We start from the raw sequence: 23,959 nt of genomic DNA on the forward strand, positions 1-23,959 counted from the left end.
GGAAGCCGGCCGGCACGGCTCCCGCCCGCCTCACGCCCGAGGCAGCCTCGAACACCCCGACGCCCGCTCCGACACCGGTGACACCTCCCTCGGCGTCACCACCCTGCTCGCCCTCGCCGGGAGGAACAGTGCGCGCGGCTGCGGCAGTTGGCGCACGGCCATCGGTCCGGTGCTCACCCTGCGCCGCTGAGCGTCAGCCCTCGGGGAGAGCGGGGGCGGGCAGTGCGCCCGCCGGCACCACCAGGTCCGCCCGGTCCCGGGTCGCCGCGACCAGGTCCGCGTTGCGCTGGTCGGTGCCCCGCACCCAGGCCACGGCCGCCGCGCGGTCCTTGCCGAACTCCTCGTGCCGGGCTACCAGGCGGCGGATCCGCTCGTCCTCCGGGATCTCGCAGAACCACACCTCGTCCAGGCACGGCCGTACCCGCGCCCACGAACCCTCCTCCACCAGCAGGTAGTTGCCCTCGGTCACCACCAGCCGGGCGGCCGGCGGCACCGGGATCGCGCCCGCGACCGGCTGCTCCAGCACCCGTTCGAAGCCGGGCGCGTACACCACGTCGTCGGTGTCCTCGCGCAGCCGCCGCAGCAGCGCCGCGTACCCGGCCGGGTCGAAGGTGTCCGGGGCGCCCTTGCGGTGCCGGCGGCCCAGCCGGTCCAGTTCGGCGTCGGCCAGGTGGAAGCCGTCCATGGGGACGTGTGCCGCCCAGCACGTGCCGTCGCCGCCGAGGGCGCCCACCAGGCGCTCGGCGAGGGTCGTCTTGCCCGCTCCGGGGCTGCCGGCGATGCCGAGGATCGCGCGCCGGCCGCCCCCGGTGAGGGCGCGGGCGCGGGCGAGGAGGTCGTCGAAGGTCAGCGGCACACAGCAGAGTGTGTCACCGGGCCCGCGCGCACACGTGTGGCGTGCGCCACCCACTGGACGGCGCTCGACGGGGAACAGTCCTGGGTATGACTCAGCTCGGTCTGCCCGACACCATCCAGGCCTGCCTCTTCGACCTCGACGGGGTGGTCACCAAGACGGCCGTCGTGCACGCGGCCGCCTGGAAGGAGACCTTCGACGCCTTCCTGCGGGACTACGAGGGCGCGCAGGCGCGGCCGTTCGACGCGGTCGCCGAATACGACGAGTACGTCGACGGCCGCCCCCGCGCCGACGGCGTCCGCGCCTTCCTCGACTCGCGCGGCATCCGGCTGCCCGAGGGCGGTCCGGGTGATCCGCCGGACGCGCGCACCGTGCACGGGCTCGGCAACCGCAAGAACCGCCTGCTGCTGGAGAAGATCCGCACCGGGGGCGTGGAGGCCTACGAGGGCACCCTGCGCTATCTGGAGGCGGTCCGCGCGCAGGGGCTGCGCACGGCGATCGTCTCCTCCAGCGCCAACTGCCGGGACGTGCTGCGCTCCGTCGGCGCCGAGCACTTCTTCGACGTCCGCATCGACGGCGTGGTCGCCGCCGAGCGGAACCTGCCGGGCAAGCCGCACCCCGACACCTTCCTGGCCGCCGCCCGGGACCTCGGCGTGGAGGCGTCGCGGGCGGCCGTGTTCGAGGACGCGCTGGCCGGCATGGACGCGGGCCGCGCGGGAGGCTTCGGCTACGTCGTCGGACTGGACCGGGTGGGCCAGGCCGACGCGCTGTACGCGCACGGGGCGAGCGTCGTCGTCAAGGATCTCGCCGAGCTGGGAGGCAAGCAGTGATCACCGACCGGTCGTACGCCGTCGAGCCGTGGGCCGTCCGCGAGACCGCCCTCGACCTCGACGTCCTCGCCCAGAGCGAGTCGGTGTTCGCACTGTCCAACGGCCATGTCGGCTGGCGCGGCAACCTCGACGAGGGCGAACCGCACGGTCTGCCCGGCAGTTACCTCAACGGCGTGCACGAGGTGCACCCGCTGCCGTACGCGGAGGCCGGGTACGGCTATCCCGAGTCGGGCCAGACGGTCATCAACGTCACCAACGGCAAGGTCCTGCGGCTGCTCGTGGACGACGAGCCGTTCGATCTGCGCTACGGCCGGCTCGTCTCCCACGAGCGGGTGCTGGACCTGCGTCGCGGGGTCCTGGAGCGGACCTGCGAGTGGACCTCCCCGGCCGGCTCCACGGTCCGGGTGCGCTCGACGCGGCTGGTGTCGCTCACCCAGCGCGCGGTCGCCGCCGTCGCCTACGAGGTGGAGCCGGTCGACTGCCGCACCCGGGTGGTGATCCAGTCGGAGCTGGTCGCCAACGAGAGCCTGCCCGGGTCCGACGGCGACCCGCGCGCGGCGATGGCACTGCAGTCCCCGCTGGAGCAGGAGGACCACTTCTCCTCCGGTGACCGGCTGCGGCTGGTGCACCGCACCCGGCGCAGCGGCCTGCGGGTGGCCGTGGCCGCCGACCACGTCGTCAGCGGCCCGGAGCGCACCACCACCCGCAGCGAGAGCGACATCGACGTGGCCCGGCTGACCGTCACCTCCGTGCTGGAGCCCGGGCAGACGCTCCGGGTGGAGAAGCTGGTCGCGCACGGCTGGTCCGGCACCCGCTCGCTGCCCGCGATGGCCGACCAGGTCGACGCCGCGCTCGCCGCCGCCGCGCACGACGGCTGGCAGGGCCTGCTGGCCGACCAGCGGGCCTGCCTGGACGACTTCTGGGCGCGCGCCGACGTCGAGGTGGAGGGCGACGAGGAGATCCAGCAGGCCGTCCGGTTCGCGCTGTTCCACGTCCTGCAGGCGGGGGCCCGCGCCGAGCAGCGCGCGATCCCGGCGAAGGGACTGACCGGCTCCGGCTACGACGGGCACGCCTTCTGGGACACCGAGATGTTCGTGCTGCCCCTGCTCACCCACACCGCGCCCGCGGCCGTCGCCGAGGCGCTGCGCTGGCGGTACAACACCCTGGACGAGGCCCGCGAGCGCGCCGCCCAGCTGGGGCTCGGCGGGGCCGCGTTCCCGTGGCGGACCATCGCCGGGTCGGAGGGCTCGGCGTACTGGCCGGCGGGCACCGCCGCCTTCCACGTCAACGCCGACATAGCCGACGCGGTCGTCCGCTACGTCGAGGCCACGGGCGACACCGCCTTCGAGCGCGAGGCGGGGGTGGAACTGCTGGTGGAGACGGCCCGGCTGTGGCGCTCGCTCGGCCACCACGACGCGCACGGCGTGTTCCACCTCGACGGCGTCACCGGGCCCGACGAGTACAGCGCGGTCGCGGACGACAACACCTACACCAACCTGATGGCCCGGCAGAACCTGCTAGCCGCCGCCGACGCCGTCGAACGCCACCCCCGCGAGGCGCGCCGGCTCGGCGTGGACGAGGAGGAGGGCGCCGGCTGGCGGGACGCGGCCGAGGCGATGCACGTCCCGTACAACCACGAACTCGGCGTCCACGAACAGCACGCCGGGTTCACCCGCTACCAGCGCTGGGACTTCGCCGGCACCCGCCCCGACCAGTACCCGCTGCTGCTGCACTTCCCCTACTTCGACCTGTACCGCAAACAGGTCGTCAAGCAGGCCGACCTGGTGCTGGCCCTGTACACCTGCGGCGACTGGTTCGACGCGGAGCACGACGAGGAGCAGATCGCCCGGAACTTCGCCTACTACGAGCCGCTGACCGTACGGGACTCCTCCCTGTCCGCCTGCTGCCAGGCCGTCGTCGCCGCCCGGGCGGGCCATCTGGACCTCGCCTACGCCTATACGGCCGAGGCCGCGCTGATGGACCTGCGGGACCTGGAGCACAACACGCGGGACGGGCTGCACATCGCCTCGCTGGCCGGTACCTGGATGGCGCTGGTGGCGGGCTTCGGCGGGATGCGCCGGGCCGGCGACCGGCTGCGGTTCGCGCCCCGGCTGCCCGAACGGCTGCGCCGGCTCGCCTTCAACGTCCAGTTCCGCGGGCGCCGGCTGCGCGTGGACATCGGCGCCGACAAGGCCACCTACCTGCTGCTGGACGGCCCGCCGCTGACCCTGCACCACCACGGCGAGCCGCTGACGGTCGGCACCGACGACCCGGCCGTGCGGACCGTGCCGCCGGTGACGCGCCGACCCGCCCCCGAACAGCCGCCGCACCGCGCGCCGAACGGCGGCTGAGGCTCCTGCCGGCCGAGCCCGGCCGACGGCGGGAGGCGGGTGTTGCCGTGCGCCCGGTGCCGGGTGGCCGCGGACTCCGGCGCCTCCCGCCGGACGGTGGAGGTCCGTCGCGGCGTGGCCGGTTCGGCGCGCCCACCGACGGGGCGCGCTGTCTCAGTCCAGCGCGCCGGACAGTACGGCCAGCAGGTCGCCGGTGGCGTCGGCGGCGAGCAGCGCCGCGAGCGCGCCGAGCACGAGGACGGCCAGCGCGGCGGGCCACAGCGACGGCGGCGGGCCGGTCTGCAGGGCCGCGATGCGGCGGGTGACGGCCCGGTCGGTGAACTGCAGGGCGCAGGCCGTGCGGGCCCGGCCGGCGCAGAGCGCGGCCCGGGCCAGCGCCCGGGCGGTGGCCCGCCGGTCCCCGACCGCGCTCGCCGCCTGCTCGTCCGCCCAGCGCTCCACGAGGAAGGTGACGGCCGAACGCACCGGCGTCAGCAGCGGGTTGGCGGCCGCGGCGAGTGTCGCCGCCGTCACCAGCGGCCCGTGCCGGTGCGTGAGGTGGGCGCGCTCGTGCGCGAGGAGCACCCGCCGCTCGCCGGGCGGGAGCGCGCTCAGCATCGCGGAGGTGACCAGGATCCGGCCCGGCCGGCCGGGGATCGCGAAGGCCTGCGGCACCGCGGAGGCGGCGACGATCAGCTCGGTGTCCGCGGGCTGCCCCGTGCACAGCCGGCGCAGTGCCCGCCGGGTGCGCCGCTCGGCCCGCACCGCGCGGTGCACCCTGAGGGCGACGACCAGCAGCGCCGCACACGCGGCCAGCCCGATCGCCTCCGGCACCGGGTCCACCACCGGATGCCCGTCCTGCCGGGCCTCGCGGACCACCGGTGGCGCGTCCCCGAGCAGCGCGGCGGCCAGCAGCACCAGCGACCAGGTGGTGGCCGCAGCGGTCAGTACGGCGGCCGAGGTCAGCACGCGTGTGGCGAGCGCCGGAGCGACCCTGGGGGCGATCGCCGGGCCGGCCAGGGCGAGCACCAGCGACAGCAGCAGGGGGGTGTACACGTCGTACCTCATGCGCCCCCTCCGGCGAGCAGCTCGCGCAGCGCCCGCTCCTCCTCGGGACTGAGTCCGGTCACGAACTGCTGGAGCGTGGCGATCGGGTCCGGGCCCCGGTCCAGGGCCTCGTGCATCGCCTCGGCGGTCAGCTCCGCCGCGTTCTTCGCGGGCCGGTACGCGCCCCGCCGCCCGTCGGCGTCACGGAGCACCAGCCCCTTGTCGTACAGGCGTTTGAGGATGGTGTGCACGGTGTTGTAGGCGAGGTCGCCGTCGATCTCGGCCTGGATCTCCGCCGGGGTCAGCGGCCGCTCCGTCGCCCAGAGGGCGGCCAGTACCTCGCTCTCCAGCGCCCCGGCGCCACGCCGCTCCGATCTGCCCCGGGACCCTGTGCCAGCCATGCTCCAACCTTACAGCGCGTAGGGGCGCCCCCGGATGGCCGCACCTGCTCGGGCCGAGGCGCCCCCTAGGGGATAGTTTGGCCGTGTTTCCCCCGCCTCCCGTCTGTCACCCTACAGACTGTAGGGTGGCAGCGGCCCGCCGGGCGGCGGGAACAGAGGGGTGATCATGGCCGGCAGCGCGCACGACACACTCGCCGGACTCCGGCGCGAGCGCCCCCGCCGCGCGCCCGACGACCTCTCGCACCGCGGAGTCACCGCCCCGCTCGCGGCCGTGGCCGCCGCCTTCACCCTCGCCCAACTGCTCCTCGTCCGGCCCGGGATGGGCCTCGGCTGGGACGAGACGGTCTACGTCAGCCAGGTCTCCGCCCACGCCCCGGCCGCCTTCTTCAGCGCCCCGCGCGCCCGGGGCGTCTCCCTGCTCGTCGCGCCGGTCGCCTCCTGGTCCTCCTCGACCGCGCTGCTGCGGATCTACCTCGCCCTCCTCTCCGGCCTCGCCCTGTTCCTCGCCCTGCGGACCTGGCGCGGCCTGCTCCCGGCCCGCGTGCTCGCCCTGGCCGGCGCCCTCTTCGCCTCCCTGTGGGTGACCCTCTTCTACGGTCCCCAGGCCATGCCCAACTACTGGGTCGCCGTCGGCGCCCTGGCCACCGTCGCCTGCTTCCTGCGCACCCGCGCGCACCCCCGGGACCGGGCCGCCGTGTGGGGCCTCGCGGCGGGCGCGGCACTGATGGCGTGGATGCGGCCCGTCGACGCCGTCTGGACGGTCCTGCCGCTGCTCGCGCTCGGCCTCCTCGGCCGCGCCTGGCGGACCCTGGCCGTCCTGCTCGGCGGGCTCGCCGCGGGGGCCGTCGAATGGGTGGTCGAGGCCTGCACGAGCTACGGCGGCCTGGCGCGCAGGCTGTCGGCCGGCTCGGCGATCCAGGGCGGTCTCGGCTGGCACCTCGCCGTCGTCGACCAGCTGCGCAGCCTGGGCGGGCGGGCGCTGTGCCGGCCGTGCACCGGCGACCTGCCGAACCCGGCGGTCACCGTCTGGTGGTACGTCCTGCCCCCGCTCGCCGCGCTCGGGCTGACCGTCGCGGTCCGCGCCCGGCGCACGGCGGCCACGGCGCTGCCGCTCGCCTGCGCGGCCACGGCCGCCTTCCCCTACCTGTTCCTCATCGGCTACGCCGCGCCCCGCTTCCTGCTGCCCGCCTACGCCCTGCTCGTCCTCCCCGTCGCCGGCGCGCTCGCGCACCTGGTGACCGCCTCGCGCCCGTCCCGGCGCCCGGTCGTCGTGACCCTGGTCTGCCTCGGGCTCGCAGCCCATCTCGTGGTCCAGCTGGCCGTTCTCGTACACCTCGTGCGGGGCACCACCGCCGCACACCGGGTCTGGTCGCGCACCGCGGCCGAGCTGCACCGCCTGGGCGTCCGGCCGCCCTGCCTGGTCACCGGGAACGAGGCCATCCCGGTGGCGTTCTACGCCGGCTGTTCCTCCGCCGCCACGACCGGGCACAACGCCAACAGCACCGAGCACGGCATCGCCCTGACCGCCCGGCGTCTGCCGGTGGCCGCACTGGTGCCGAAGGGCTCCCGGCCGCCCGCGTACGCCCGCGCCTGGGTGTCCGTGCCGCTCGGCGACCAGCGGCTGTACTACGTCGTGCCGGAGGGCGGCGCATGACATCTCCCGTAAAGGCATCCGTGGAAGCACCGACGACCGTCACGCCCGCAGAGCCCACGGGCCCCACCGCGGACGGACCCCGCGCGGCTCCCGCGGAGCGCACCGCCGCCCGGCGGCGCCGCGCCCGCTGGCACGCCGGTGTCTGCCTCGCCGTCCTGCTCGGCGTGCTGTACCTGGCCCGCCGGCACTGGGCCACGCTGGAGAGCGGCGCCGGGCGGCTGGCCGGGGCCGACCCGGGCTGGCTGCTGCTCGGCGCGACCGCGGCCGTGGGTACCTGGGCCGCCTCGGCGCTCGCCCAGCAGGGTGCCGTCCTGCGGCGGCTGCCCGGGCCCCGGCTGGTCGCCGCCCAGTTCGCCGCCTCCGCCGCCAACCACCTGCTGCCCGCGGGGCTGGGCGCGGGCGCGGTGAACCTGCGGTTCCTGATGCGCTGCGGGCTGCCCACGGCACGTTCGGCCAGCGCGCTCGCCGTCAAGGCCACCGCCGGCGGGGCCGTCCGCCTGGTCCTGATCGCACTGCTCGCCCCCGCCTGCCCCGGCCTGCTGCGGCTGCCGCACCTCACCCCGGCCGTGCTCGCCGCCGTACCGTGCGCCCTTCTGCTGGTGGCGGCCCTGCCGCTGACGCCCTGGTGGCCACGGTGCCGCCGGGCCCTCACCGCCGTACTGGCCGACATCCGCGCGCTGCACACCGGGCCGGCCCGCGCGGCGGCCCTGTGGGGCGGCTCCCTCGCCTTCGCCGCCCTGCACGCGCTGGTCCTCATCGCCGTCACCCGGGCCGTCGCGGTACCGCTGCCCCCGCTCCAGGTGGCCCTGCTGTACCTCGCCGCCAGCAGCGCCGCCGCCCTGCTGCCCAGTCCGGGCGGCCTCGGCACCCTCGACGCCGCGCTGGCCTACGCCCTCACCGCCACCGGCACCCCCGCGGCGGCGGCCGCCTCCGCGGTGCTCGGCTACCGCATGCTGACCGTCTGGCTGCCCCTGCTGCCGGGCCTGCTGGTGCTCGGGGTGCTGATGCGCCGCAAGGCGCTGTGAGGACAGGGGGAGACCTCAGGAGCCGGCCGGGAGGGGGATCGGACCGGTCAGCGCGCCGCCCGCCGGGGCGGCCCGCGCCGCGGCCGGCTTGGACTCCGGTTCAGCGTGATCTCGCCCGGCGTTCGGCGGGAACGCGGCACGCGGGCAGCCGGCCGGCCGCCGCCCACAGAAGGAGGCCGGACCAGCCGACGGCGAACAGCCAGCCGGCGACCACATCGGTGAACCAGTGCACGCCGAGGAAGACGCGGGTCAGCCCGACCCCTGCCGCCCAGCAGGCGGCCACCAGGCACATCGTGGTCCGGCCGCGCGGGGCGCGCAGGCACAGGGCCAGGATCAGCAGGCCGGCCGTCAGCGCAGCCGTGGTGGTGTGCCCGGAGGGGAACGACCAGCCCGAGGGGTGCGTCTGCCAGTCGTAGGACGGCGGCCGGTGCCGGCCGACCAGCTCCATCACGCCGTACCGCACCGCCTGGCCCGCGGCGAGGCAGCAGACGGCGAGCGGCACGGCCAGCAGCCGCTGCCGCGCGGTGCGGCCCGCGATCAGCCCGGCCAGGACCGCCAGGAGGTAGGGCACGACCCCCGTGCCGGTGGCGGTCAGCCCGCGCGCGACCGCCACGGCCTCCGGCGGACGGTGGCCGACGGACCAGGACAGCAGGCCCTGGTCCGGGCCGAGCGGGCCCCCGTGGCCACGGGTCACCGCCAGGGCCAGCACGGCGAACGCCACCCAGGCACCCAGGCCCACGGCACCCGCCCGACGCGCGGCCGTCGGGCGCTTCACGGCCCCTTCCTCGGGTGCGGCCTGCGCGCGGTTCATGGCACCAGCAGCGGGCGCAGCCAGGTCCCGGACAGCCGCCCCGCCAGCCCCGCCGGCCGGCGCCGCACCAGCCGCATCACCAGGAACCCGGCCGCCGCGCCGGTCACCGCACCCGCGACGACGTCGTGCGGATAGTGCACCCCGACCCATATCCGCGACGCCGCCATGGCGAGCGCGCACACCGAGGCGAGCACCCCGAGCGAGCGGGCGACGAAGAACAGGGCGACGGCGGCGGCGCACGCGATCGCCGTGTGATTGCTCGGGAAGGACCAGTCACCGCGCGCCGGACACGCCTCCAGGGTGCGGAAGGCCAGCCCCCGGCAGGGCCGGTCCTCGCGCACCAGCAGCTTCACCCCGCTGTTCACGCCGTACGCCACCAGCACGGCCACCGGCACGGCGAGAGCCGTCAGCGCGTCGGCCGCGCCCAGACGGCGGGCCCGCCACCAGCCCGCGAGCATGAGCAGCGCGAACACCCCCAGTCCGTACGCCGACCACACCGCGACCGTGTCGTCCAGCCAGGCCGGGGAGCGGTGCGCGAGGTCCACCACGTCCGTGTAGAGCGGTCCGTCGACCGAAGCCCCGGACAGGGCGAGCGCCGTCATCGGGCCTCCTTCGCGGCCCTGCGGGAGCGCAGCACCTCGGCGGCGACCGGGAGCAGCGACACGACGACGATCAGCGCGATCAGCGGCAGCAGATACGTGTCGACATTCGGGATCGAGGAGCCCAGCGCGTATCCGCCGAGCGTGAGACCGAGACTCCAGACGAGGCCGCCCGCCACCTGCCAGAGGGTGAAGGTCCGGGCCGGCACGCCGAGCGCCCCGGCCATCGGGTTCAGCACCGTGCGCACCACGGGCACGAAGCGGGCCAGCACGATCGCCTTCGCATGGCCGTACCGGTCCAGCAGCTCCTCGGCCCGCCGCGCGCCCTCGTGCAGCTTCGGCGACCGGCTGCGGGCCAGCAGCGCGCCGCCCGCCTTCCGGCCGAGCAGGAACCCGCACTGCGAGCCGGCCAGCGCGCCGACGGCCGCCGTGACGAGGAGCGGGCCGAGCGACAGGTGCACCCCGCTGTCCGACGCCCCCGTGCACAGCAGCCCCGCCGTGAACAGCAGCGAGTCCCCCGGCAGGAAGAACCCGATCAGCAGGCCCGTCTCGGCGAACAGCACCACGCCGACGCCGAGCACGCCGAAGGCGCCCAGCAGCGAGTGGGCGTCGAGCACGTTGACCGCGAGCTGCGACGACAGGGGTGGGGGAGTGGCCATCGCCGTGCACCCTTTCCTAGGACGGGTCGGCAAGATCCGACTACACATTTGTAGACCGTCTACCGAACTGTAGACGAACGGAGGGTGGCGATCGTTCCCGGACTTTGCCCGGGCATTGCCGCTTTATGACCGGCTGACTACACGGCCGTGGTCATGATGGTCCGCGAAGGTAAGGCATGCCTTCACTAACCGGGGAGGGCAGCAGGGCATGTGGGACGACGCGTTTCCGAGTTTCCTGATCGGGCTGAGGGAGGGACTCGAAGCCGGGCTCATCGTCTCCATCCTGGTCGCCACCCTCGTCCGGGCCGGGGCCCGCTCGCGTCTCGCCCAGGTGTGGACCGGCGTCCTGGCCGCCGTCGGTGTGGCCATGGGCTTCGGCGCCGTCCTCACCTTCACCGCCGCGTCGATGCCGCAGACCGCCCAGGAGGCCTTCGGCGGCACCCTCAGCGTGATCGCCGTCGCGTTCGTCACCGCCATGGTGTTCTGGATGCGCCGCTCGGCCCGCAGCCTCTCCGGCGAGCTGAAGGAGAAGGTCACCGGCGCGCTCGCCATGGGCTCCGGTGTGCTGATCCTCACCTCCTTCCTCGCCGTCGGCCGCGAGGGCCTGGAGACCGCCCTCTTCCTGTGGACCACCGCGCGGGCGGCCGGCGAGTCCGCGGGCCCGCTGGCCGGCGCCGGCATCGGCCTGGTCATCGCGGCCGGCCTGTGCTGGGGCCTGTACCGGCGCGTCCTGAAGATCAACCTCACGAAGTTCTTCACCGCCACCGGCGCCGTCCTGATCGTCATCGCCGCCGGCGTCCTCGGCTACGGCCTGCGCGACCTCCAGGAGGGCGGTGTGCTGCCCGGCAGGACCGCCTACGCGGTGGACCTCGCCGGCAGCGTCGACGCCGGCTCCTGGTACAGCACCCTCGTCCAGGGCGTGTTCAACCTGACCCCCACCATGACCTGGCTCCAGGTCGCGGCCTACGTCGCCTACCTGGCCGTCGTGATGAGCCTGTTCGTCCGCGGCGTACGGGCGCCGGCGCCCGGCCCCGCCGCCGAGCGCCCCGCGCAGCGGCCGAAGCCGGCCCGGCCCGAGCGGCGCCGGCCGGTCTGGGTGGTCCCGGCCGCCGTGGTCGCCGTACCCGCCGTCCTCGCCGGACTCGTCGTCGCCTTCTCCCGGCCCAAGCCCGCCGGAGACCAGACCGTCGCCGTCTCCGAGACCGAGTGCGGCAAGGGGTTCGCCGCCCCGGAGCCGGGCCGGCAGACGTTCCAGATGCGCAACACCGGCGACAAGACCTCAGAGGTGTACCTGGTCGACCCGTCGACCGGCGCCGTCTACGGCGAGATCGAGGGCCTGGCCCCCGGCACCACCCGCGATCTCGTCGCCACCGTCGCCGGCGGCACCTACGCCTGGCGCTGCGTCCCCACCGGCGGCAGGGCGGTCACCTCCAAGCCGGTCAGCGTCAGCGGCGGCGGCGCGGCCAAGCCGGTCGTGCCCGTCTCCGAGCAGGACCTCGCCGCACCCCTGAAGGCGTACAGGACGTACGTCGGGCAGGGCCTGGACACCCTCGTCGGCCAGACCAGGACGCTCGCCGACGACATCGAGGGCGGCCACCTGGGCAAGGCCCGCACCGACTGGCTGACCGCCCACCGCACCTACGCCTCCCTCGGCGCCGCCTACGGCACCTTCGAGGACTTCGACCAGAAGATCGACGGCCGCGCCGACGGACTGCCGGACGGCGTCGACGACAAGGACTTCAGCGGCTTCCACCGGCTCGAGTACGGCCTGTGGCACGGCCGGCCGGCCAAGGAGCTGACCGGACCCGCGCAGCAGCTCGCCACGGACGCCGCCGGGCTCCGCAAGGCGTTCCCGGGCCAGGAGTTCGCCCCCGGCGACCTGCCGCTGCGTGCGCACGAGATCCTCGAGAACACCCTGCAGTTCGAGCTGACCGGCGACACCGACGAGGGCAGCGGCACGAACCTCGCCACCGCCGACGCCAACCTCTCGGGCACCCGCGAGCTGCTCACCGTCCTGAAGCCGCTGCTCACCGCTCGCGCGCCGAAGCTGCTGCCCACCGTCGACGCGGACGTCGCGCGCGTGCAGAAGCTCCTGGACGCCGCCCACGCCGGGTCCCACTGGACCGCCGTCGACCGGCTCGCCGCCGCCGACAAGCAGCGCCTCGACGGCGCCACCGGCCAGCTGCTGGAAGACCTCGCCCCGGTCCCGGACCTCCTCGAGATCCGGAAGTCCGCCTGATGACCACCGCGCACCAGCGCCCCGAACACCCCGAGCACCCCGAAGGGAACCCGCCGATGCCGACCGCCGACACGCCGACCTGCCCCGCCGGCCCCGCCCGCCGCTCCTTCGTGCGGACCGCCCTGGGCGCCGGTGCCGCCGGAGCGGTGCTGGCCGGCGGCGGCTTCGCCCTCGGCGAGAGCGGCGGCACGGCCGAGGCGCAGGCCACCGGCGCGGACGGCACGGTGAGGATCCCCTTCCACGGCGACCACCAGGCCGGCATCACCACCCCGGCGCCGGCCGCCGCCACCTTCGTCTCCCTCGACGTCATCGCCGACGACCGCAAGGGCCTCACCGACCTGCTGCGGACCCTCACCGAGCGGGCCCGCTTCCTCACCTCCGGCGGCGCCCCCGCCGACCTCGGGGTCGGCGCGCCGCCCTCCGACAACGGCATCCTCGGCCCCCAGGTCCCCGCGGACGGCCTCACGGTCACCGTCGGCGTGGGCGCCTCCCTCTTCGACGACCGCTACGGCCTCGCCAAGGCCAGGCCCGCCCGGCTCACCCCGATGCGGACCTTCCCCAACGACCACCTGAACGCGGCCGAGTGCCACGGCGACCTCTCCCTGCAGATCTGCGCCCAGAGCCAGGACACCGTGCTGCACGCGCTGCGTGACATAGCCCGGCACACCCGGGGCGCCATGCAGATCAAGTGGCGCATCGACGGCTTCCAGAACGCCCCCCGGCCCACCGGGGCCCAGCGCAACCTGCTCGGCTTCAAGGACGGCATCGCCAACCCGGACGTCACCTCCGCCCGCGAGACCGGCAAGCTCATCTGGGTCGGCGAAGGACAGGGCGAGCCCGCCTGGACCAGGGGCGGCAGCTACCAGGTCGTCCGGATCATCCGCATGCTGGTCGAGTTCTGGGACCGGGTCTCGCTCACCGAGCAGGAGAAGATGTTCGGCCGCCGCAAGGACACCGGCGCCCCGCTCGACGGCGCCAAGGAGACCGACATCCCCCAGTACGCCAAGGACCCGCACGGCACCGCGATCCCGCTCGACGCCCACATCCGCCTCGCCAACCCCCGCACGGCCCGGACGGACGGCTCCCGCATCCTGCGCCGCGGCTACAACTACGACCGGGGCGTGGACAACGTCGGCAACCTCGACATGGGCCTGGTGTTCTGCTGCTACCAGCAGGACGTCAAGCGCCAGTTCGAGGCCGTGCAGACGCGGCTGATCGACGAGCCCCTGGTCGACTACATCTCCCCGACGGGCGGCGGCTACTTCTTCGCGCTGCCCGGCGTGCGGGACACCGGGGACTGGCTGGGCCGGGGCATGCTCTCCGCCTGACCCCCCACTCCGCACGGCGGGCCCTTCCGCGCTCATGGCTCTTTCCCACCCATGGCTTCTTTCCCATCCATGGCTTTCGCCCACGGCTTCTTTCCCCGCCCATGGGGAAGGCCTGCCGACGCCTTTACTGCACATGGGTTGCAAGTACGGGATGATGGCACGAGGCTGTGCTGCGCAGCCGTACCCGCACACCGAAGGATGACCCACCCGATGACGGCCGCCCCTGATTCCGCTCCGTCCCTCCCCGCCCGGGCCGAGACCAAGCGCTCGGCCTGGCACCGTGTCCGCGGCTCCATGACGCGGCAGGAGTGGATCAGGGTCGGCGGGATGGCCGCGTTCGTGCTCGCCCTGCACGTCATCGGCTGGGGCACGCTGGTCGGCGTCATCGCCCCGCAGCACTTCAGCGTCGGCAAGGAGTCCTTCGGCATCGGCATCGGCGTGACCGCCTACACCCTGGGCATGCGGCACGCCTTCGACGCGGACCACATCGCGGCGATCGACAACACCACCCGCAAGCTGATGGGCGAGGGACAGCGGCCCCTGTCGGTCGGCTTCTGGTTCTCCCTCGGCCACTCCAGCATCGTCTTCGGCCTCGCCCTGCTGCTCTCGCTCGGCATGAAGACCCTCGCCGGACCCGTCCGGAACGACGGCTCCGACCTGCACCGGGTCACCGGCCTGATCGGCACGACGGTCTCCGGTACCTTCCTCTACCTGATCGCCGGCATCAACCTCGTCGTCCTGGCCGGCATCTGGAAGGTCTTCCGGCAGATGCGCTCCGGTGCCTACGACGAGGCGGCGCTGGAGACGCAGCTGAACAACCGCGGCTTCATGAACCGCCTGCTCGGCCGGGTCACCGGCTCGATCACCAAGCCGTGGCAGATGTACCCCCTCGGCCTGCTCTTCGGCCTCGGCTTCGACACGGCCACGGAGATCGCCCTGCTCGTCCTCGCCGGCTCCGGCGCCGCTTCCGGCCTGCCCTGGTACGCCATCCTGTGCCTGCCGGTGCTCTTCGCGGCGGGCATGTCCCTGCTGGACACCATCGACGGCTCGTTCATGAACTTCGCCTACGAGTGGGCGTTCTCCCAGCCGGTCCGCAAGGTCTACTACAACCTCACCATCACCGGCCTGTCCGTGGCGGTCGCCCTCGTCATCGGCACCGTGGAACTGCTCGGCCTGCTCGCCGACCGGCTCGGCCTGCACGGCGCGTTCTGGGACTGGATCTCCGGCCTCGACCTCAACACCGTCGGCTTCGTCATCGTCGGCCTCTTCTTCGCCACCTGGGCGGTCGCCCTGCTGGTGTGGAAGGCGGGCCGCATCGAGGAGAAGTGGACGGCGGGCCTGGCCGAACAGTCCGCGGACTGAGCCGATCGCGCGCCGACGGGGTTAGGCGCCCGGCTGCGGGAAACGCGGACCTGGACCGCCCGCGAGCCGCGAAGGAGGCGACCATGACCGACCAGCAGTCCGGGCAGAGCCCGATGGCCGACGACGCCTACCAGCCCACCGGTACCAACGAGGAGCAAGAGGACGCCGGACCCCTGGACCTGCAGGACGCGGTCGGCGAGCGCACCTACGACGACGTCCTCGACGAGGGCTACTCCCCGCCCGAACGCCCCCTCGGCGTCACCAAGCACGGCACCACCGCCGCCGAGCAGCACGAGGGGGAGACCCTCGACGAACGGCTCGGCCAGGAGGTGCCCGACGCGCAGCCGGTGGCCGGCGACGACATCGGCGACCTCCCCGGCGGCACGGGCGAACCGGTCGACCCCGAGGCGGGCGGGTCCCGCGCCGGCCGCCTGGTCGCCCCGGACGAGGGCGCCCGCACCGACACCGTGAAGGAGGAGGTCGCGCGGGACGTGGGGATCGACGGGGGAGCGGCGGGGGCCGAGGAGGCCGCCGTCCATGTGGTGCCGGACGAGACGGAGCTGCCGGAGTGACCGGCGCTCCACGCCGTCTCGGTTCCCCCTCAGTCCCCCAGGTGATCGATCTGCCGCAGCTTGTTCGTCGCGTCCAGCGCGGCCACCTTGTAGGACTCCGCCAGCGTCGGATAGTTGAACACCGCGTTGACCAGGTAGTCCACCGTGCCCCCGCACCCCATCACGGACTGCCCGATGTGGATCAGCTCGGTCGCGCCCGAGCCGAAGCAGTGCACCCCGAGCAGCGTCCGGTCCACCGGTGAGACCAGCAGTTTCAGCATGCCGTGGGAGTCCCCGATGATCTGCCCGCGGGCCAGCTCCCGGTACCGGGCCACGCCCACCTCGAAGGGCACCCGGTCCTCGGTGAGCTGGTCCTCGGTCCGGCCCACGAAGCTGATCTCCGGGATCGTGTAGATGCCGATGGGCTGCAGGTCGTGCATGCGTCCCGCCGGTTCCCCGCAGGCGTGGTACGCGGCGGCACGGCCCTGTTCCATGGAGGTCGCCGCGAGCGCGGGGAAGCCGATGACGTCGCCGACGGCGTAGATGTGCGGCACCGCGGTGCGGTAATCACCGTCCACCGGGATCCGGCCGCGCGGGTCCGCCGCGAGGCCCGCCTTGTCCAGGCCGAGCCCGTCGGTGAGCCCCTGCCGGCCCGCCGAGTACATCACCGTGTCCGCGGGGATCTTCTTGCCGCTCTCCAGCACGGTGAGCGTGCCGTGGGCATGCCGCTCGACGGCGGCGACGGTCTCCCCGAACCGGAAGGTGACGGCCAGATCCCGCAGGTGGTACTTGAGCGACTCCACTATCTCGACGTCGCACAGGTCCAGCATCCCGGGACGCTTCTCGACCACCGTCACCCTGCTGCCGAGCGCGGCGAACATCGACGCGTACTCCATGCCGATCACGCCCGCGCCGACGATCACCATCGAGCGCGGCACCCGCTCCAGCGAGAGCACGTTGTCCGAGTCCATGATGGTCCGCCCGTCGAACTCGACACTGTCCGGGCGGGCCGGCCGGGTGCCGGTCGCGATCACGATGTGCTCGGCGTCGATGCGCCGTTCCCGGCCGGAGGCCTCGGCCAGGGCGACGGTGTGCGGGCCGGCGAACCGCGCGGTGCCGGAGTACACGGTGACGTGGTTGCGGGCGAGCTGGCTGCGGACGACGTCCACCTCGCGGCCGACGACGTGCCGGGTGCGCGCGGTCAGGTCGGCGACGGTGATGTCCTCCTTCAGCCGGTAGCTCTGCCCGTACAGATCGCGCTGGGTCAGGCCGGTCAGGTACAGCACCGCCTCGCGCAGGGTCTTGGAGGGGATGGTGCCGGTGTGCAGGGAGACCCCGCCGAGCATCTCGGGGCGGTCGACGACGGCGACCCGGCGGCCCAGTTTGGCCGCGGCGATGGCGGCCTTCTGGCCACCGGGTCCGGATCCGATGACGAGCATGTCGAAGTCGGGCACCCTCGGGAGTCTGACAGCCCCCGGGCCCTGCGCGGAAGGGATGGGCAGCCGCCGAAATACCCGGTTCCGCGCAGGAGTTGCCCGCGGCGCGTCACGGTGCCCGCGCGCGCGACCGTGCCGGGCCGGCCGGGCGTGCCCACGCCCGGCCGGATCTCCCGTTCGGTTCCCTCGTCCCCGGACCGCCCCTAGGGCAGCAGCTTCTCGACGGCTGCGGCGCCCTCCGTCTCCAGCTTGCGCCGCGCCCAGTCGAGGTTCTGCGGGGTGACGTCCCTGCCCGCCGCCATCACCAGGTCCTCCGGGGAGACGTCCTTCGCCGGAGCGGAGTGGAGCAGGGCGTCCGGGGTGCAGTGGTCGTCGGACGACCTCCGGGACTCTTCGGGTGTGGATGTCGACATGATGCCTCCTCCTCGGTCCGGATGACCGCATCCGTGCCGGTGCCGCCTGACGGGGCACACTCTCACCATTCCGCGCCTCGGCGCACCCTGCATCCGGAGGCGTCCGAGTTGCGCGTGCCGAGCGCCTGCCCACGCCACCGCGGGTCACTCGCTCCTAAGCTGGAAAACATCGAGCACCGTTCACCGGGAGGCCGCCGATGGCCGACACCCTTTTCCGCGAGGACGCCGCCCGCAGCCCCCGCTACCTGCCGATCGCCGAGCACGGACTCATCGGTGACCTGCGCAGCGTGGCCCTGGTCGGCAGCAACGGCACGATCGACTGGTACTGCTGCCCGTCCTTCGACGACCCCAGCGTCTTCGCGGCCGTACTGGACGCCGAGCGCGGCGGCTCCTTCGAGCTGGCCGCCGCCGTACCGGCGCGCACCAAGCAGTTCTACTTCCCCGACACCAACGTGCTGATCACCCGCTTCTTCACCGAGGACGGCGTCGGCGAGGTGCAGGACTTCATGCCCGTCACCGGGGAGGGCCCCGGCGAGGCGGGCCGGCACCGGCTGATCCGGCGTGTGGTGTGCGTGCGCGGCACCGTGCCGTTCCGGGTGCTGGTCGCGCCGCGGTTCGGCTACGGCGCCGATCCGCACACCTTGCGCGGCGTCGACGGCATGCTCCTGTTCGAGTCGCCCCGGCGGTCGCTGGCGCTGACGTCGACCGTGGACCTGGAGTGCGACAGCCGTGACGCGCGCGCCGACTTCAAGCTGGCCGAGGGCGAGTCCGCGGTGTTCGCCCTCGACCAGGTCGACGGCGCGGTGGTCCCGCGCGGCTGCGCCCACGCCGAGGCCGAGCACCAGTTCAACGCCACGGTCACCTACTGGCGGCGCTGGCTGCACCAGTCCCGCTACCGGGGCCGCTGGCGCGAGATGGTGCACCGCTCCGCCCTCACCCTGAAGCTGCTCACCTACGCCCCGACCGGCGCCATCGTCGCGGCCCCCACCACCAGCCTCCCCGAGCAGCTCGGGGGCGAGCGCAACTGGGACTACCGGTACGTGTGGGTGCGCGACGCCGCCTTCGCCGTCTACGCGCTGCTGCGGCTCGGCTTCAGCGGAGAGGCCGAGGCGTTCATGCGGTTCCTGACCACGCACATCAGTCCCGGCTGCGGCGACGCCTCCGGCCCGCTGCAGATCATGTACGGCATCGACGGCCGCACCGACCTGCCGGAACGGGAACTGCCGCACCTGGAGGGCCACCAGGGCTCCGCCCCGGTCCGGGTCGGCAACGCCGCCGCCGACCAGCTCCAGCTGGACATCTACGGCGCCCTGATCGACTCGATCTACCTCTACGACAAGTGGGCCCAGCCCATCTCCAGCTGCCAGTGGGACGACGTGTGCCGGCTGGTCGACTGGGTCTGCGCCCACTGGGACCAGCCCGACGAGGGTGTCTGGGAGACCCGCGGCGGCCGCAAGAACTTCCTGTACTCGCGGCTGATGTGCTGGGTCGCGATCGAGCGCGCCATCCGCCTCGCCACCCACCGTGGACTGCCCGCGGATCACCGGCGCTGGCGGCAGGCCCGCGACGCGATCTACCGGCGGATCATGGACCGCGGCTGGTCCGAGTGCCGGGGCGCCTTCGTGCAGACCGAGGGCGGTGACGTCCTCGACGCGTCCCTGCTGATGATGCCGCTGGCCAAGTTCATCGCCCCCACCGACCCCAAGTGGCTGTCCACCCTGGACGCCCTCACCGAGGACCTGGTCTCCGACTCGCTCGTCTACCGCTACGACCCGCAGTCCAGCCCCGACGGGCTGCGCGGCGACGAGGGCACCTTCTCCATCTGCTCCTTCTGGTACGTCGAGGCCCTGGTGCGGGCCGGCCGGCTCGACGAGGCCAGGCTGGCGTTCGAGAAGATGCTCACCTACGCCAACCACCTCGGCCTGTACGCCGAGGAGATCGGCCGGACCGGCGAGCAACAGGGCAACTTCCCGCAGGCGTTCACGCACCTGGCGCTGATCAGTGCCGCCTTCAACCTGGACCGCGCCCTCGGATGACGATTCGGGCGGTGTGTCCCCAGGTCGCACGGGTACCCGGGGGTCTCCGGAAGCGGAATCGCAGGCAGGGTCCACAGAAGGAGGAGACCCCGTATGACCAGCACCAGCGAGACCGGTGGCGTCACCGGCACCCGCGACAAGAACTACGACCTGATCTGGTACGTCGAGGCGTGCCTGGACAACGCCCTGCGCCTGGAGACGTACATCCAGGACGCCGAACGCGAGCACGACGCCGAACTCGTGGACCTGTTCCACAAGGCTCAGGCCGACAGCCGCAAGGGCGCCGAGATGGGGAAGCACCTGCTGCGCTCGCGGCTGAGCGCCTGACCGCTTCCTCCGGTTCAGGCGAACCGGGAACTCGGGACGGGCCCGGCGGACCGCAGACGCGCCCGGTCACCGCGCAGCCATGTGCCCCTGACGGCCGTGGCGAACGCGGCGAACTCCGCGTCGGTGTCCGCCGGGCCCTCGCCGTCCCCCGGATCCCCGGCCGGGTCCGCCGCGACGATCTCCGCGGCGATCTCCCGCTCCGGACGCCCGTCCGCCGGCCCGCGCTCGACGCCGCCGTCCGCGCCCTGCCGCAGCTGCTCGCCCCAGGGCGCCACGACCGACTGACGGAGCAGGCCGACGCTGTCGGCGGTGATCGCGGGCGGGTCCGTCCAGCAGCTCGCGTGCTCGTGCAGCACCTGTCCCGGAGCGCGCTCGAAGAGCTCCCGGACGATATCGGGGCCGTCCTCGTGCGCCGCGAGCCCGTCGAGGTCGTAGGCGACGACGACGGTGTCCGTGCGGCCGGGGGCGAACGGCTCGGCCGGCAGGCCCAGGACCTCGGCCGCGGCGAGACCGAGGATCCGTGAGTCCCGGTCGGGCAGCAGCGACACCGACCGGACGGGTACCTCGGCGGCCTCCAGCAGCGTGCGCAGCCGCAGCAGACCGCGCAGACACTGGCCGGTGGTGTCCTGCAGCCAGGCGTAGCGTCCGGTCATGCCCGCGTCGAAGCCGTACGGCGACAGGGTGCCGAGGACGGTGCCGCCGATCACGTACTGCCAGCCGCGCAGGTCGGCCGCGTCGAGCGTGCCCGCCCGGCCGGCGTCGGCCGCGCGCTCCAGCATCCGGTTCTGCCGGTCCCGCGGGCCCTGCCACCGGGCGTCCTCCGGGTCGGACAGCAGCGCGTGCTGACGCCGGGCCACCTCCAGGTCACCGGCCATGACGGCGTTGTAGACCAGCAGATAGCGGGTCGGCCAGTCCGCGAAGGAGCCCTCGAAGCGCGTGAGTTCGGCCACCGCCTCGCGGTGCCGGCCCGCGTCCTCGTAGGCGGAGACCAGTTCGTGCAGGACCGCCGGCGAACCGTCGCTGCGGCGCAGCGCCTCGCGCAGCGCGGGGACCGCCAGGTAGGACACGCCGCGCTCGATGCACGCCCACCCGTAGCGGTAGAGCGCCTTCGCGTCCTCGGGGGCGGCGACCAGCGCGGCGCAGGCCTCGGCGAGGTCGTCGAAACCGGCCGACCCGGCTGCCCGCCCCACCACCAGCGCCACCTCGGCGAGCGGCTGCTCCTCGCCGGCCGCCCGCACCTGCCGCAGCGCGCCGGGCACGTCCCCGGCATCGAGGGACTCCCAGGCCTTGAGGAGATCGGGGGTCTTCAGGAGATCGGGGGACTTCGGGCGGCGATTCCTGCGCGAGAACATGACGGAGATCATCACCCGGCCACCGGCATGCCCACAACACCATTCCCGGGCGCCTCAGGGCAGCGGCTGCTCCGCCCAGATGATCTTGCCGTTCGAGGTGTACCGGGTACCCCAGCGCTCGGCGAGCTGGGCCACCAGGAACAGGCCCCGGCCGCCCTCGTCCGTGCTCGCCGCGTACCGCAGATGCGGCGAGGTCGTGCTGCGGTCGGAGACCTCGCAGATCAGCGTGCGGTCCCGGAGCAGCCGCACGCCGATCGGGCCGCGCCCGTAGCGGATGGCGTTGGTGACCAGCTCGCTCAGGATCAGCTCCGTCGTGAACGCCAGCTCCTCCAGGCCCCAGTCCGCCAGCTGCCGGGTCACCGAGCCCCGCACCTGCGACACGGCCGCCGGCTCGGACGGCACCTGCCACTCGGCGACCCGGTCCGGACCGAGCACCCGGGTGCGGGCGACGATCAGCGCCACGTCGTCGCTGGGCCGGGCCGGCAGCACCTCCAGCACCGTACGGCAGGTCTCCTCCGGGGAGGCGCCCGGCGTCCGGCGCAGGGCGTCGCTCAGCAGGTCCAGGCCCACGTCGATGTCCCGCTCCCGGTCCTCCACCAGCCCGTCGGTGTACAGCACCAGCCGGCTGCCCTCGGCCAGCTCCAGCTCCTTCGTCTCGAACGGCAGCCCGCCCAGGCCCAGCGGCGGACCCGCCGGGATCTCCGGGAACTCCACGCCGCCGTCGGCGGCCACCACCGCGGGCGGCGGGTGCCCGGCCCGGGCCATGGTGCAGCGCCGGGACACCGGATCGTAGACCGCGTACAGGCAGGTCGCCCCGGTCACCGCGGCGCCGTCCGCCGGGGTCTCGTCCTGGTCGATCCGGCCGACCAACTCGTCCAGCAGGCCGAGGAGTTCGTCCGGCGGCAGGTCGAGGGCGGAGAAGTTGTGCACGGCAGTGCGCAGCCGGCCCATGGTCGCCGCCGCGTGCAGCCCGTGCCCGACCACGTCCCCGACCACCAGGGCCACCCGCGCCCCGGACAGCGGCAGCACGTCGAACCAGTCCCCGCCCACCCCGGACTGCGCGGGCAGATAGCGGTAGGCGATCTCCAGCGCGCCCTGTTCGGGCAGGGAGCGCGGCAGCAGACTGCGCTGCAGCGTGACCGCCATGCTGTGCTCACGCGTGTACCGGCGGGCGTTGTCGATGGACACGGCCGCCCGCGCGACCAGCTCCTCGGCGAGCGCCACTTCCTCGGAGTCGAACGGCTGCGGCTTCTGCGACCGCCAGAAGTTCGCCACCCCGAGCACCAGACTGCCCGCCCTCAGCGGCACCGTGATCAGCGAGTGGATGCCGTACTCCAGCACCTGATCGGTGCGTTCCAGATCCTGCGCCCGCCAGCCCGGCGCGTCCCGCAGCCGGGCCACCGCCACCGACTGCCCGGTGGTCAGGCTGCGGGCCTGCGGCGACGTCGCCACGAACCGGATCCGGTCGCCGACCGGGTACAGCGGGGCATCTTTGCGGACGCCCGCGCAGGCCGCACGGCGCAGCGCGGTCCCGGGCCGGGGCTCCTCACCGTGCAGCACCGCGTCGAACAGGTCCACCGTCGCGAAGTCCGCGAACCGGGGCACCGCCAGCCCGGCCAGCTCCTCCGCGGTGCGGGACACGTCCAGACTGGTGCCGATGCCCACCCCGGCGTCGTACAGCATGTTCAGCCGCTCCCGGGCCACCTCCGCGCGGCCGGACAGGGCGCGCAGCTCCGTCGAGTCGCGCAGCGTGGTGACACTGCCGGCCGGGCCGCCGCGCAGGTCGGTGGGGCGCTGGTTGATCGCCAGCAGCCGGTCCTTCACGAGGTGGACCTCGTCCGTGGCCACCCGCCCCGAGGCCAGCAGCCCCGCCGTCTCGTCGTCCAGGCCCAGCTCCAGCACGTGCCGCCGCTCGGCGTCCTCCGGCAGATCCAGCAGCCGCTGGGCCTCGTCGTTGGCCAGCAGCAGCCGGCCGTCGCCGCCGACGATCAGCACGCCCTCCCGCACCGCGTGCAGCACCGCGTCGTGGTGCTCGTACATCCGGGTCATCTCGTACGGGCCGAGCCCGCGTGTCTGGCGCAGCAGCCGTCTGCTGACCAGGGCGGTGCCCGCGGTGGCCAGCGCCATGGCCGCCGCCGCCGACGCGAGCAGCAGGGGCAGCTGCTGGTCGGCGGCCCCGCCCACGTGCGCGGTGGTGATCCCGGACGACACCAGGCCCACCACCTTGCCGGCGGCGTCCTTCACCGGCACCACGACCTGCACCAGCGGCCCTATGGTGCCGTTGACGTGTTCGGTGACCGTGCCCCCGGCGACGGCCGGGGCGATCGTGCCGACGAACTTCTTGCCGATGCGGTCCGGGTCGGGGTGCGTGTAGCGGATGCCGTCGGTGTCCATCACGACGACGAAATCCACGCCGGTCGCCTTGCGGGTGGCCTCCGCGCGCGGCTGCAGCAGGGCCGTGGGGTCGGGTGAGCGCAGCGCGGCCGCCGTGCCGGGGGCCTGGGCGAAGGTCTGGGCGACGGCGAGGGAACGGTTCTGTGCCTCCGTGTCGCTGTCGTGCCGCACCTGGAGCACCTGTGCCACCACGGCCGAGACGACCAGCAGCAGCACGATCACCACCTGGAGGAGGAAGACCTGCCCTGCGACGCTGCGGCCGGTCACCGCCGACCACAGCATGCCGGGCCGGGAGCCGTTCGCGTCGCCGCC

At 74.0% G+C, this 23,959-nt stretch carries 20 protein-coding genes; 10 read left to right on the plus strand and 10 right to left on the minus strand.

Annotation, left to right across the window (positions count from 1 at the left end):
- Nucleotides 1–193 precede the first annotated feature (193 nt).
- Nucleotides 194–856, minus strand: coding sequence for a nucleoside/nucleotide kinase family protein (locus tag AB0N17_RS28625; RefSeq protein ID WP_366014408.1), 663 nt, complete (start codon nucleotides 854–856; stop codon nucleotides 194–196).
- Nucleotides 857–942: 86 nt separating this feature from the next.
- Between AB0N17_RS28625 and AB0N17_RS28630 the strand changes: the two genes are divergently transcribed.
- Both AB0N17_RS28630 and AB0N17_RS28635 read left to right on the plus strand, forming a co-directional pair.
- Nucleotides 943–1,683 carry a beta-phosphoglucomutase family hydrolase gene (locus AB0N17_RS28630; RefSeq protein ID WP_366014409.1) on the plus strand — a complete coding sequence of 247 codons (741 nt, stop codon included), beginning with the start codon at nucleotides 943–945 and terminating at the stop codon, nucleotides 1,681–1,683.
- Nucleotides 1,680–4,034, plus strand: coding sequence for a glycosyl hydrolase family 65 protein (locus AB0N17_RS28635; RefSeq protein WP_366014410.1), 2,355 nt, complete (start codon nucleotides 1,680–1,682; stop codon nucleotides 4,032–4,034). Before AB0N17_RS28630 ends, AB0N17_RS28635 begins: the two co-directional genes overlap by 4 nt.
- 153 nt (nucleotides 4,035–4,187) lie before the next feature.
- Here the strand turns inward: AB0N17_RS28635 and AB0N17_RS28640 are convergent, their stop codons facing one another.
- Nucleotides 4,188–5,081: a M48 family metalloprotease gene (locus tag AB0N17_RS28640; protein ID WP_366014411.1), complete on the minus strand. Its 894-nt coding sequence runs from the start codon at nucleotides 5,079–5,081 to the stop codon at nucleotides 4,188–4,190.
- Nucleotides 5,078–5,461: a BlaI/MecI/CopY family transcriptional regulator gene (locus AB0N17_RS28645; RefSeq protein WP_366014412.1), complete on the minus strand. Its 384-nt coding sequence runs from the start codon at nucleotides 5,459–5,461 to the stop codon at nucleotides 5,078–5,080. The genes AB0N17_RS28640 and AB0N17_RS28645 overlap by 4 nt, the downstream gene beginning before the upstream one ends.
- 166 nt (nucleotides 5,462–5,627) lie before the next feature.
- Between AB0N17_RS28645 and AB0N17_RS28650 the strand changes: the two genes are divergently transcribed.
- Together AB0N17_RS28650 and AB0N17_RS28655 are read left to right on the plus strand one after the other, a co-directional pair.
- On the plus strand, nucleotides 5,628–7,115 hold the full coding sequence (locus tag AB0N17_RS28650; RefSeq protein WP_366014413.1) for a hypothetical protein: 1,488 nt from the start codon (nucleotides 5,628–5,630) through the stop codon (nucleotides 7,113–7,115).
- Complete coding sequence (locus tag AB0N17_RS28655) at nucleotides 7,112–8,140, plus strand: lysylphosphatidylglycerol synthase domain-containing protein (protein WP_366014414.1); 1,029 nt, start codon at nucleotides 7,112–7,114, stop codon at nucleotides 8,138–8,140. Before AB0N17_RS28650 ends, AB0N17_RS28655 begins: the two co-directional genes overlap by 4 nt.
- Before the next feature lie 100 nt (nucleotides 8,141–8,240).
- Here AB0N17_RS28655 and AB0N17_RS28660 read toward each other — a convergent pair whose 3' ends face one another.
- Genes AB0N17_RS28660 through AB0N17_RS28670 form a run of 3 tightly spaced genes read right to left on the minus strand, consistent with a single transcriptional unit; the run spans nucleotide 8,241 to nucleotide 10,209 of the window.
- On the minus strand, nucleotides 8,241–8,915 hold the full coding sequence (locus tag AB0N17_RS28660) for a phosphatase PAP2 family protein (protein WP_366014415.1): 675 nt from the start codon (nucleotides 8,913–8,915) through the stop codon (nucleotides 8,241–8,243).
- Nucleotides 8,916–8,947: 32 nt separating this feature from the next.
- A complete protein-coding gene (locus AB0N17_RS28665; RefSeq protein ID WP_366014416.1) occupies nucleotides 8,948–9,553 on the minus strand; it encodes a phosphatase PAP2 family protein in 606 nt (201 codons plus the stop codon).
- On the minus strand, nucleotides 9,550–10,209 hold the full coding sequence (locus AB0N17_RS28670; protein ID WP_366014417.1) for a DedA family protein: 660 nt from the start codon (nucleotides 10,207–10,209) through the stop codon (nucleotides 9,550–9,552). The genes AB0N17_RS28665 and AB0N17_RS28670 overlap by 4 nt, the downstream gene beginning before the upstream one ends.
- 208 nt (nucleotides 10,210–10,417) lie before the next feature.
- Between AB0N17_RS28670 and efeU the strand changes: the two genes are divergently transcribed.
- The 4 genes from efeU to AB0N17_RS28690 all read left to right on the plus strand — a co-directional run bounded on the left by efeU (nucleotide 10,418) and on the right by AB0N17_RS28690 (nucleotide 15,710).
- Entirely contained in the window at nucleotides 10,418–12,448 is a 2,031-nt protein-coding gene (gene efeU / locus AB0N17_RS28675) for an iron uptake transporter permease EfeU (protein WP_366014418.1), read from the plus strand.
- 56 nt (nucleotides 12,449–12,504) lie between these two features.
- The gene (gene efeB / locus AB0N17_RS28680) at nucleotides 12,505–13,776 is read left to right on the plus strand and encodes an iron uptake transporter deferrochelatase/peroxidase subunit (protein ID WP_366014471.1); all 1,272 of its coding nucleotides are present in this window, start codon (nucleotides 12,505–12,507) and stop codon (nucleotides 13,774–13,776) included.
- A 210-nt stretch (nucleotides 13,777–13,986) separates the two neighbouring features.
- Nucleotides 13,987–15,138, plus strand: a complete 1,152-nt coding sequence (locus AB0N17_RS28685; protein ID WP_366014419.1) for a HoxN/HupN/NixA family nickel/cobalt transporter — start codon at nucleotides 13,987–13,989, stop codon at nucleotides 15,136–15,138.
- Nucleotides 15,139–15,221: 83 nt separating this feature from the next.
- Nucleotides 15,222–15,710, plus strand: a complete 489-nt coding sequence (locus tag AB0N17_RS28690) for a DUF5709 domain-containing protein (protein WP_366014420.1) — start codon at nucleotides 15,222–15,224, stop codon at nucleotides 15,708–15,710.
- Between the two features lie 29 nt (nucleotides 15,711–15,739).
- Here the strand turns inward: AB0N17_RS28690 and sthA are convergent, their stop codons facing one another.
- Together sthA and AB0N17_RS28700 are read right to left on the minus strand one after the other, a co-directional pair.
- The gene (gene sthA, locus AB0N17_RS28695) at nucleotides 15,740–17,143 is read right to left on the minus strand and encodes a Si-specific NAD(P)(+) transhydrogenase (protein WP_366014421.1); all 1,404 of its coding nucleotides are present in this window, start codon (nucleotides 17,141–17,143) and stop codon (nucleotides 15,740–15,742) included.
- Nucleotides 17,144–17,328: 185 nt separating this feature from the next.
- The gene (locus AB0N17_RS28700) at nucleotides 17,329–17,538 is read right to left on the minus strand and encodes a hypothetical protein (RefSeq protein ID WP_366014422.1); all 210 of its coding nucleotides are present in this window, start codon (nucleotides 17,536–17,538) and stop codon (nucleotides 17,329–17,331) included.
- Nucleotides 17,539–17,735: 197 nt separating this feature from the next.
- On the opposite strand from AB0N17_RS28700, the gene AB0N17_RS28705 reads away from it, so the two are divergent.
- Entirely contained in the window at nucleotides 17,736–19,574 is a 1,839-nt protein-coding gene (locus tag AB0N17_RS28705; RefSeq protein ID WP_366014423.1) for a glycoside hydrolase family 15 protein, read from the plus strand.
- Between the two features lie 93 nt (nucleotides 19,575–19,667).
- Nucleotides 19,668–19,901, plus strand: a complete 234-nt coding sequence (locus AB0N17_RS28710) for a hypothetical protein (RefSeq protein ID WP_366014424.1) — start codon at nucleotides 19,668–19,670, stop codon at nucleotides 19,899–19,901.
- A gap of 14 nt (nucleotides 19,902–19,915) precedes the next feature.
- Here AB0N17_RS28710 and AB0N17_RS28715 read toward each other — a convergent pair whose 3' ends face one another.
- Nucleotides 19,916–21,253: a hypothetical protein gene (locus AB0N17_RS28715; RefSeq protein ID WP_366014425.1), complete on the minus strand. Its 1,338-nt coding sequence runs from the start codon at nucleotides 21,251–21,253 to the stop codon at nucleotides 19,916–19,918.
- Nucleotides 21,254–21,307: 54 nt separating this feature from the next.
- Nucleotides 21,308–23,929 (minus strand): SpoIIE family protein phosphatase, encoded by a 2,622-nt coding sequence (locus AB0N17_RS28720; protein WP_366014472.1) that lies wholly within the window; start codon nucleotides 23,927–23,929, stop codon nucleotides 21,308–21,310.
- Between the last annotated feature and the right edge of the window lie 30 nt (nucleotides 23,930–23,959).

The sequence above is a fragment of the Streptomyces sp. NPDC051133 genome (assembly GCF_040682635.1).
In the GTDB taxonomy this organism is placed as follows: domain Bacteria; phylum Actinomycetota; class Actinomycetes; order Streptomycetales; family Streptomycetaceae; genus Streptomyces.

What these genes read in the sequence shown, in the direction of transcription:
- AB0N17_RS28630 (WP_366014409.1), top strand. Translation starts at nt 943, where the DNA reads ATGACTCAGCTCGGTCTGCCCGACACCATCCAGGCCTGCCTCTTCGAC.
- AB0N17_RS28640 (WP_366014411.1), bottom strand. Translation starts at nt 5,081, where the DNA reads ATGAGGTACGACGTGTACACCCCCCTGCTGCTGTCGCTGGTGCTCGCC.
- AB0N17_RS28645 (WP_366014412.1), bottom strand. Translation starts at nt 5,461, where the DNA reads ATGGCTGGCACAGGGTCCCGGGGCAGATCGGAGCGGCGTGGCGCCGGG.
- AB0N17_RS28650 (WP_366014413.1), top strand. Translation starts at nt 5,628, where the DNA reads ATGGCCGGCAGCGCGCACGACACACTCGCCGGACTCCGGCGCGAGCGC.
- AB0N17_RS28655 (WP_366014414.1), top strand. Translation starts at nt 7,112, where the DNA reads ATGACATCTCCCGTAAAGGCATCCGTGGAAGCACCGACGACCGTCACG.
- AB0N17_RS28665 (WP_366014416.1), bottom strand. Translation starts at nt 9,553, where the DNA reads ATGACGGCGCTCGCCCTGTCCGGGGCTTCGGTCGACGGACCGCTCTAC.
- AB0N17_RS28670 (WP_366014417.1), bottom strand. Translation starts at nt 10,209, where the DNA reads ATGGCCACTCCCCCACCCCTGTCGTCGCAGCTCGCGGTCAACGTGCTC.
- efeU (WP_366014418.1), top strand. Translation starts at nt 10,418, where the DNA reads ATGTGGGACGACGCGTTTCCGAGTTTCCTGATCGGGCTGAGGGAGGGA.
- efeB (WP_366014471.1), top strand. Translation starts at nt 12,505, where the DNA reads ATGCCGACCGCCGACACGCCGACCTGCCCCGCCGGCCCCGCCCGCCGC.
- AB0N17_RS28685 (WP_366014419.1), top strand. Translation starts at nt 13,987, where the DNA reads ATGACGGCCGCCCCTGATTCCGCTCCGTCCCTCCCCGCCCGGGCCGAG.
- AB0N17_RS28690 (WP_366014420.1), top strand. Translation starts at nt 15,222, where the DNA reads ATGACCGACCAGCAGTCCGGGCAGAGCCCGATGGCCGACGACGCCTAC.
- AB0N17_RS28700 (WP_366014422.1), bottom strand. Translation starts at nt 17,538, where the DNA reads ATGTCGACATCCACACCCGAAGAGTCCCGGAGGTCGTCCGACGACCAC.
- AB0N17_RS28705 (WP_366014423.1), top strand. Translation starts at nt 17,736, where the DNA reads ATGGCCGACACCCTTTTCCGCGAGGACGCCGCCCGCAGCCCCCGCTAC.
- AB0N17_RS28710 (WP_366014424.1), top strand. Translation starts at nt 19,668, where the DNA reads ATGACCAGCACCAGCGAGACCGGTGGCGTCACCGGCACCCGCGACAAG.
- AB0N17_RS28715 (WP_366014425.1), bottom strand. Translation starts at nt 21,253, where the DNA reads ATGTTCTCGCGCAGGAATCGCCGCCCGAAGTCCCCCGATCTCCTGAAG.
- AB0N17_RS28720 (WP_366014472.1), bottom strand. Translation starts at nt 23,929, where the DNA reads ATGCTGTGGTCGGCGGTGACCGGCCGCAGCGTCGCAGGGCAGGTCTTC.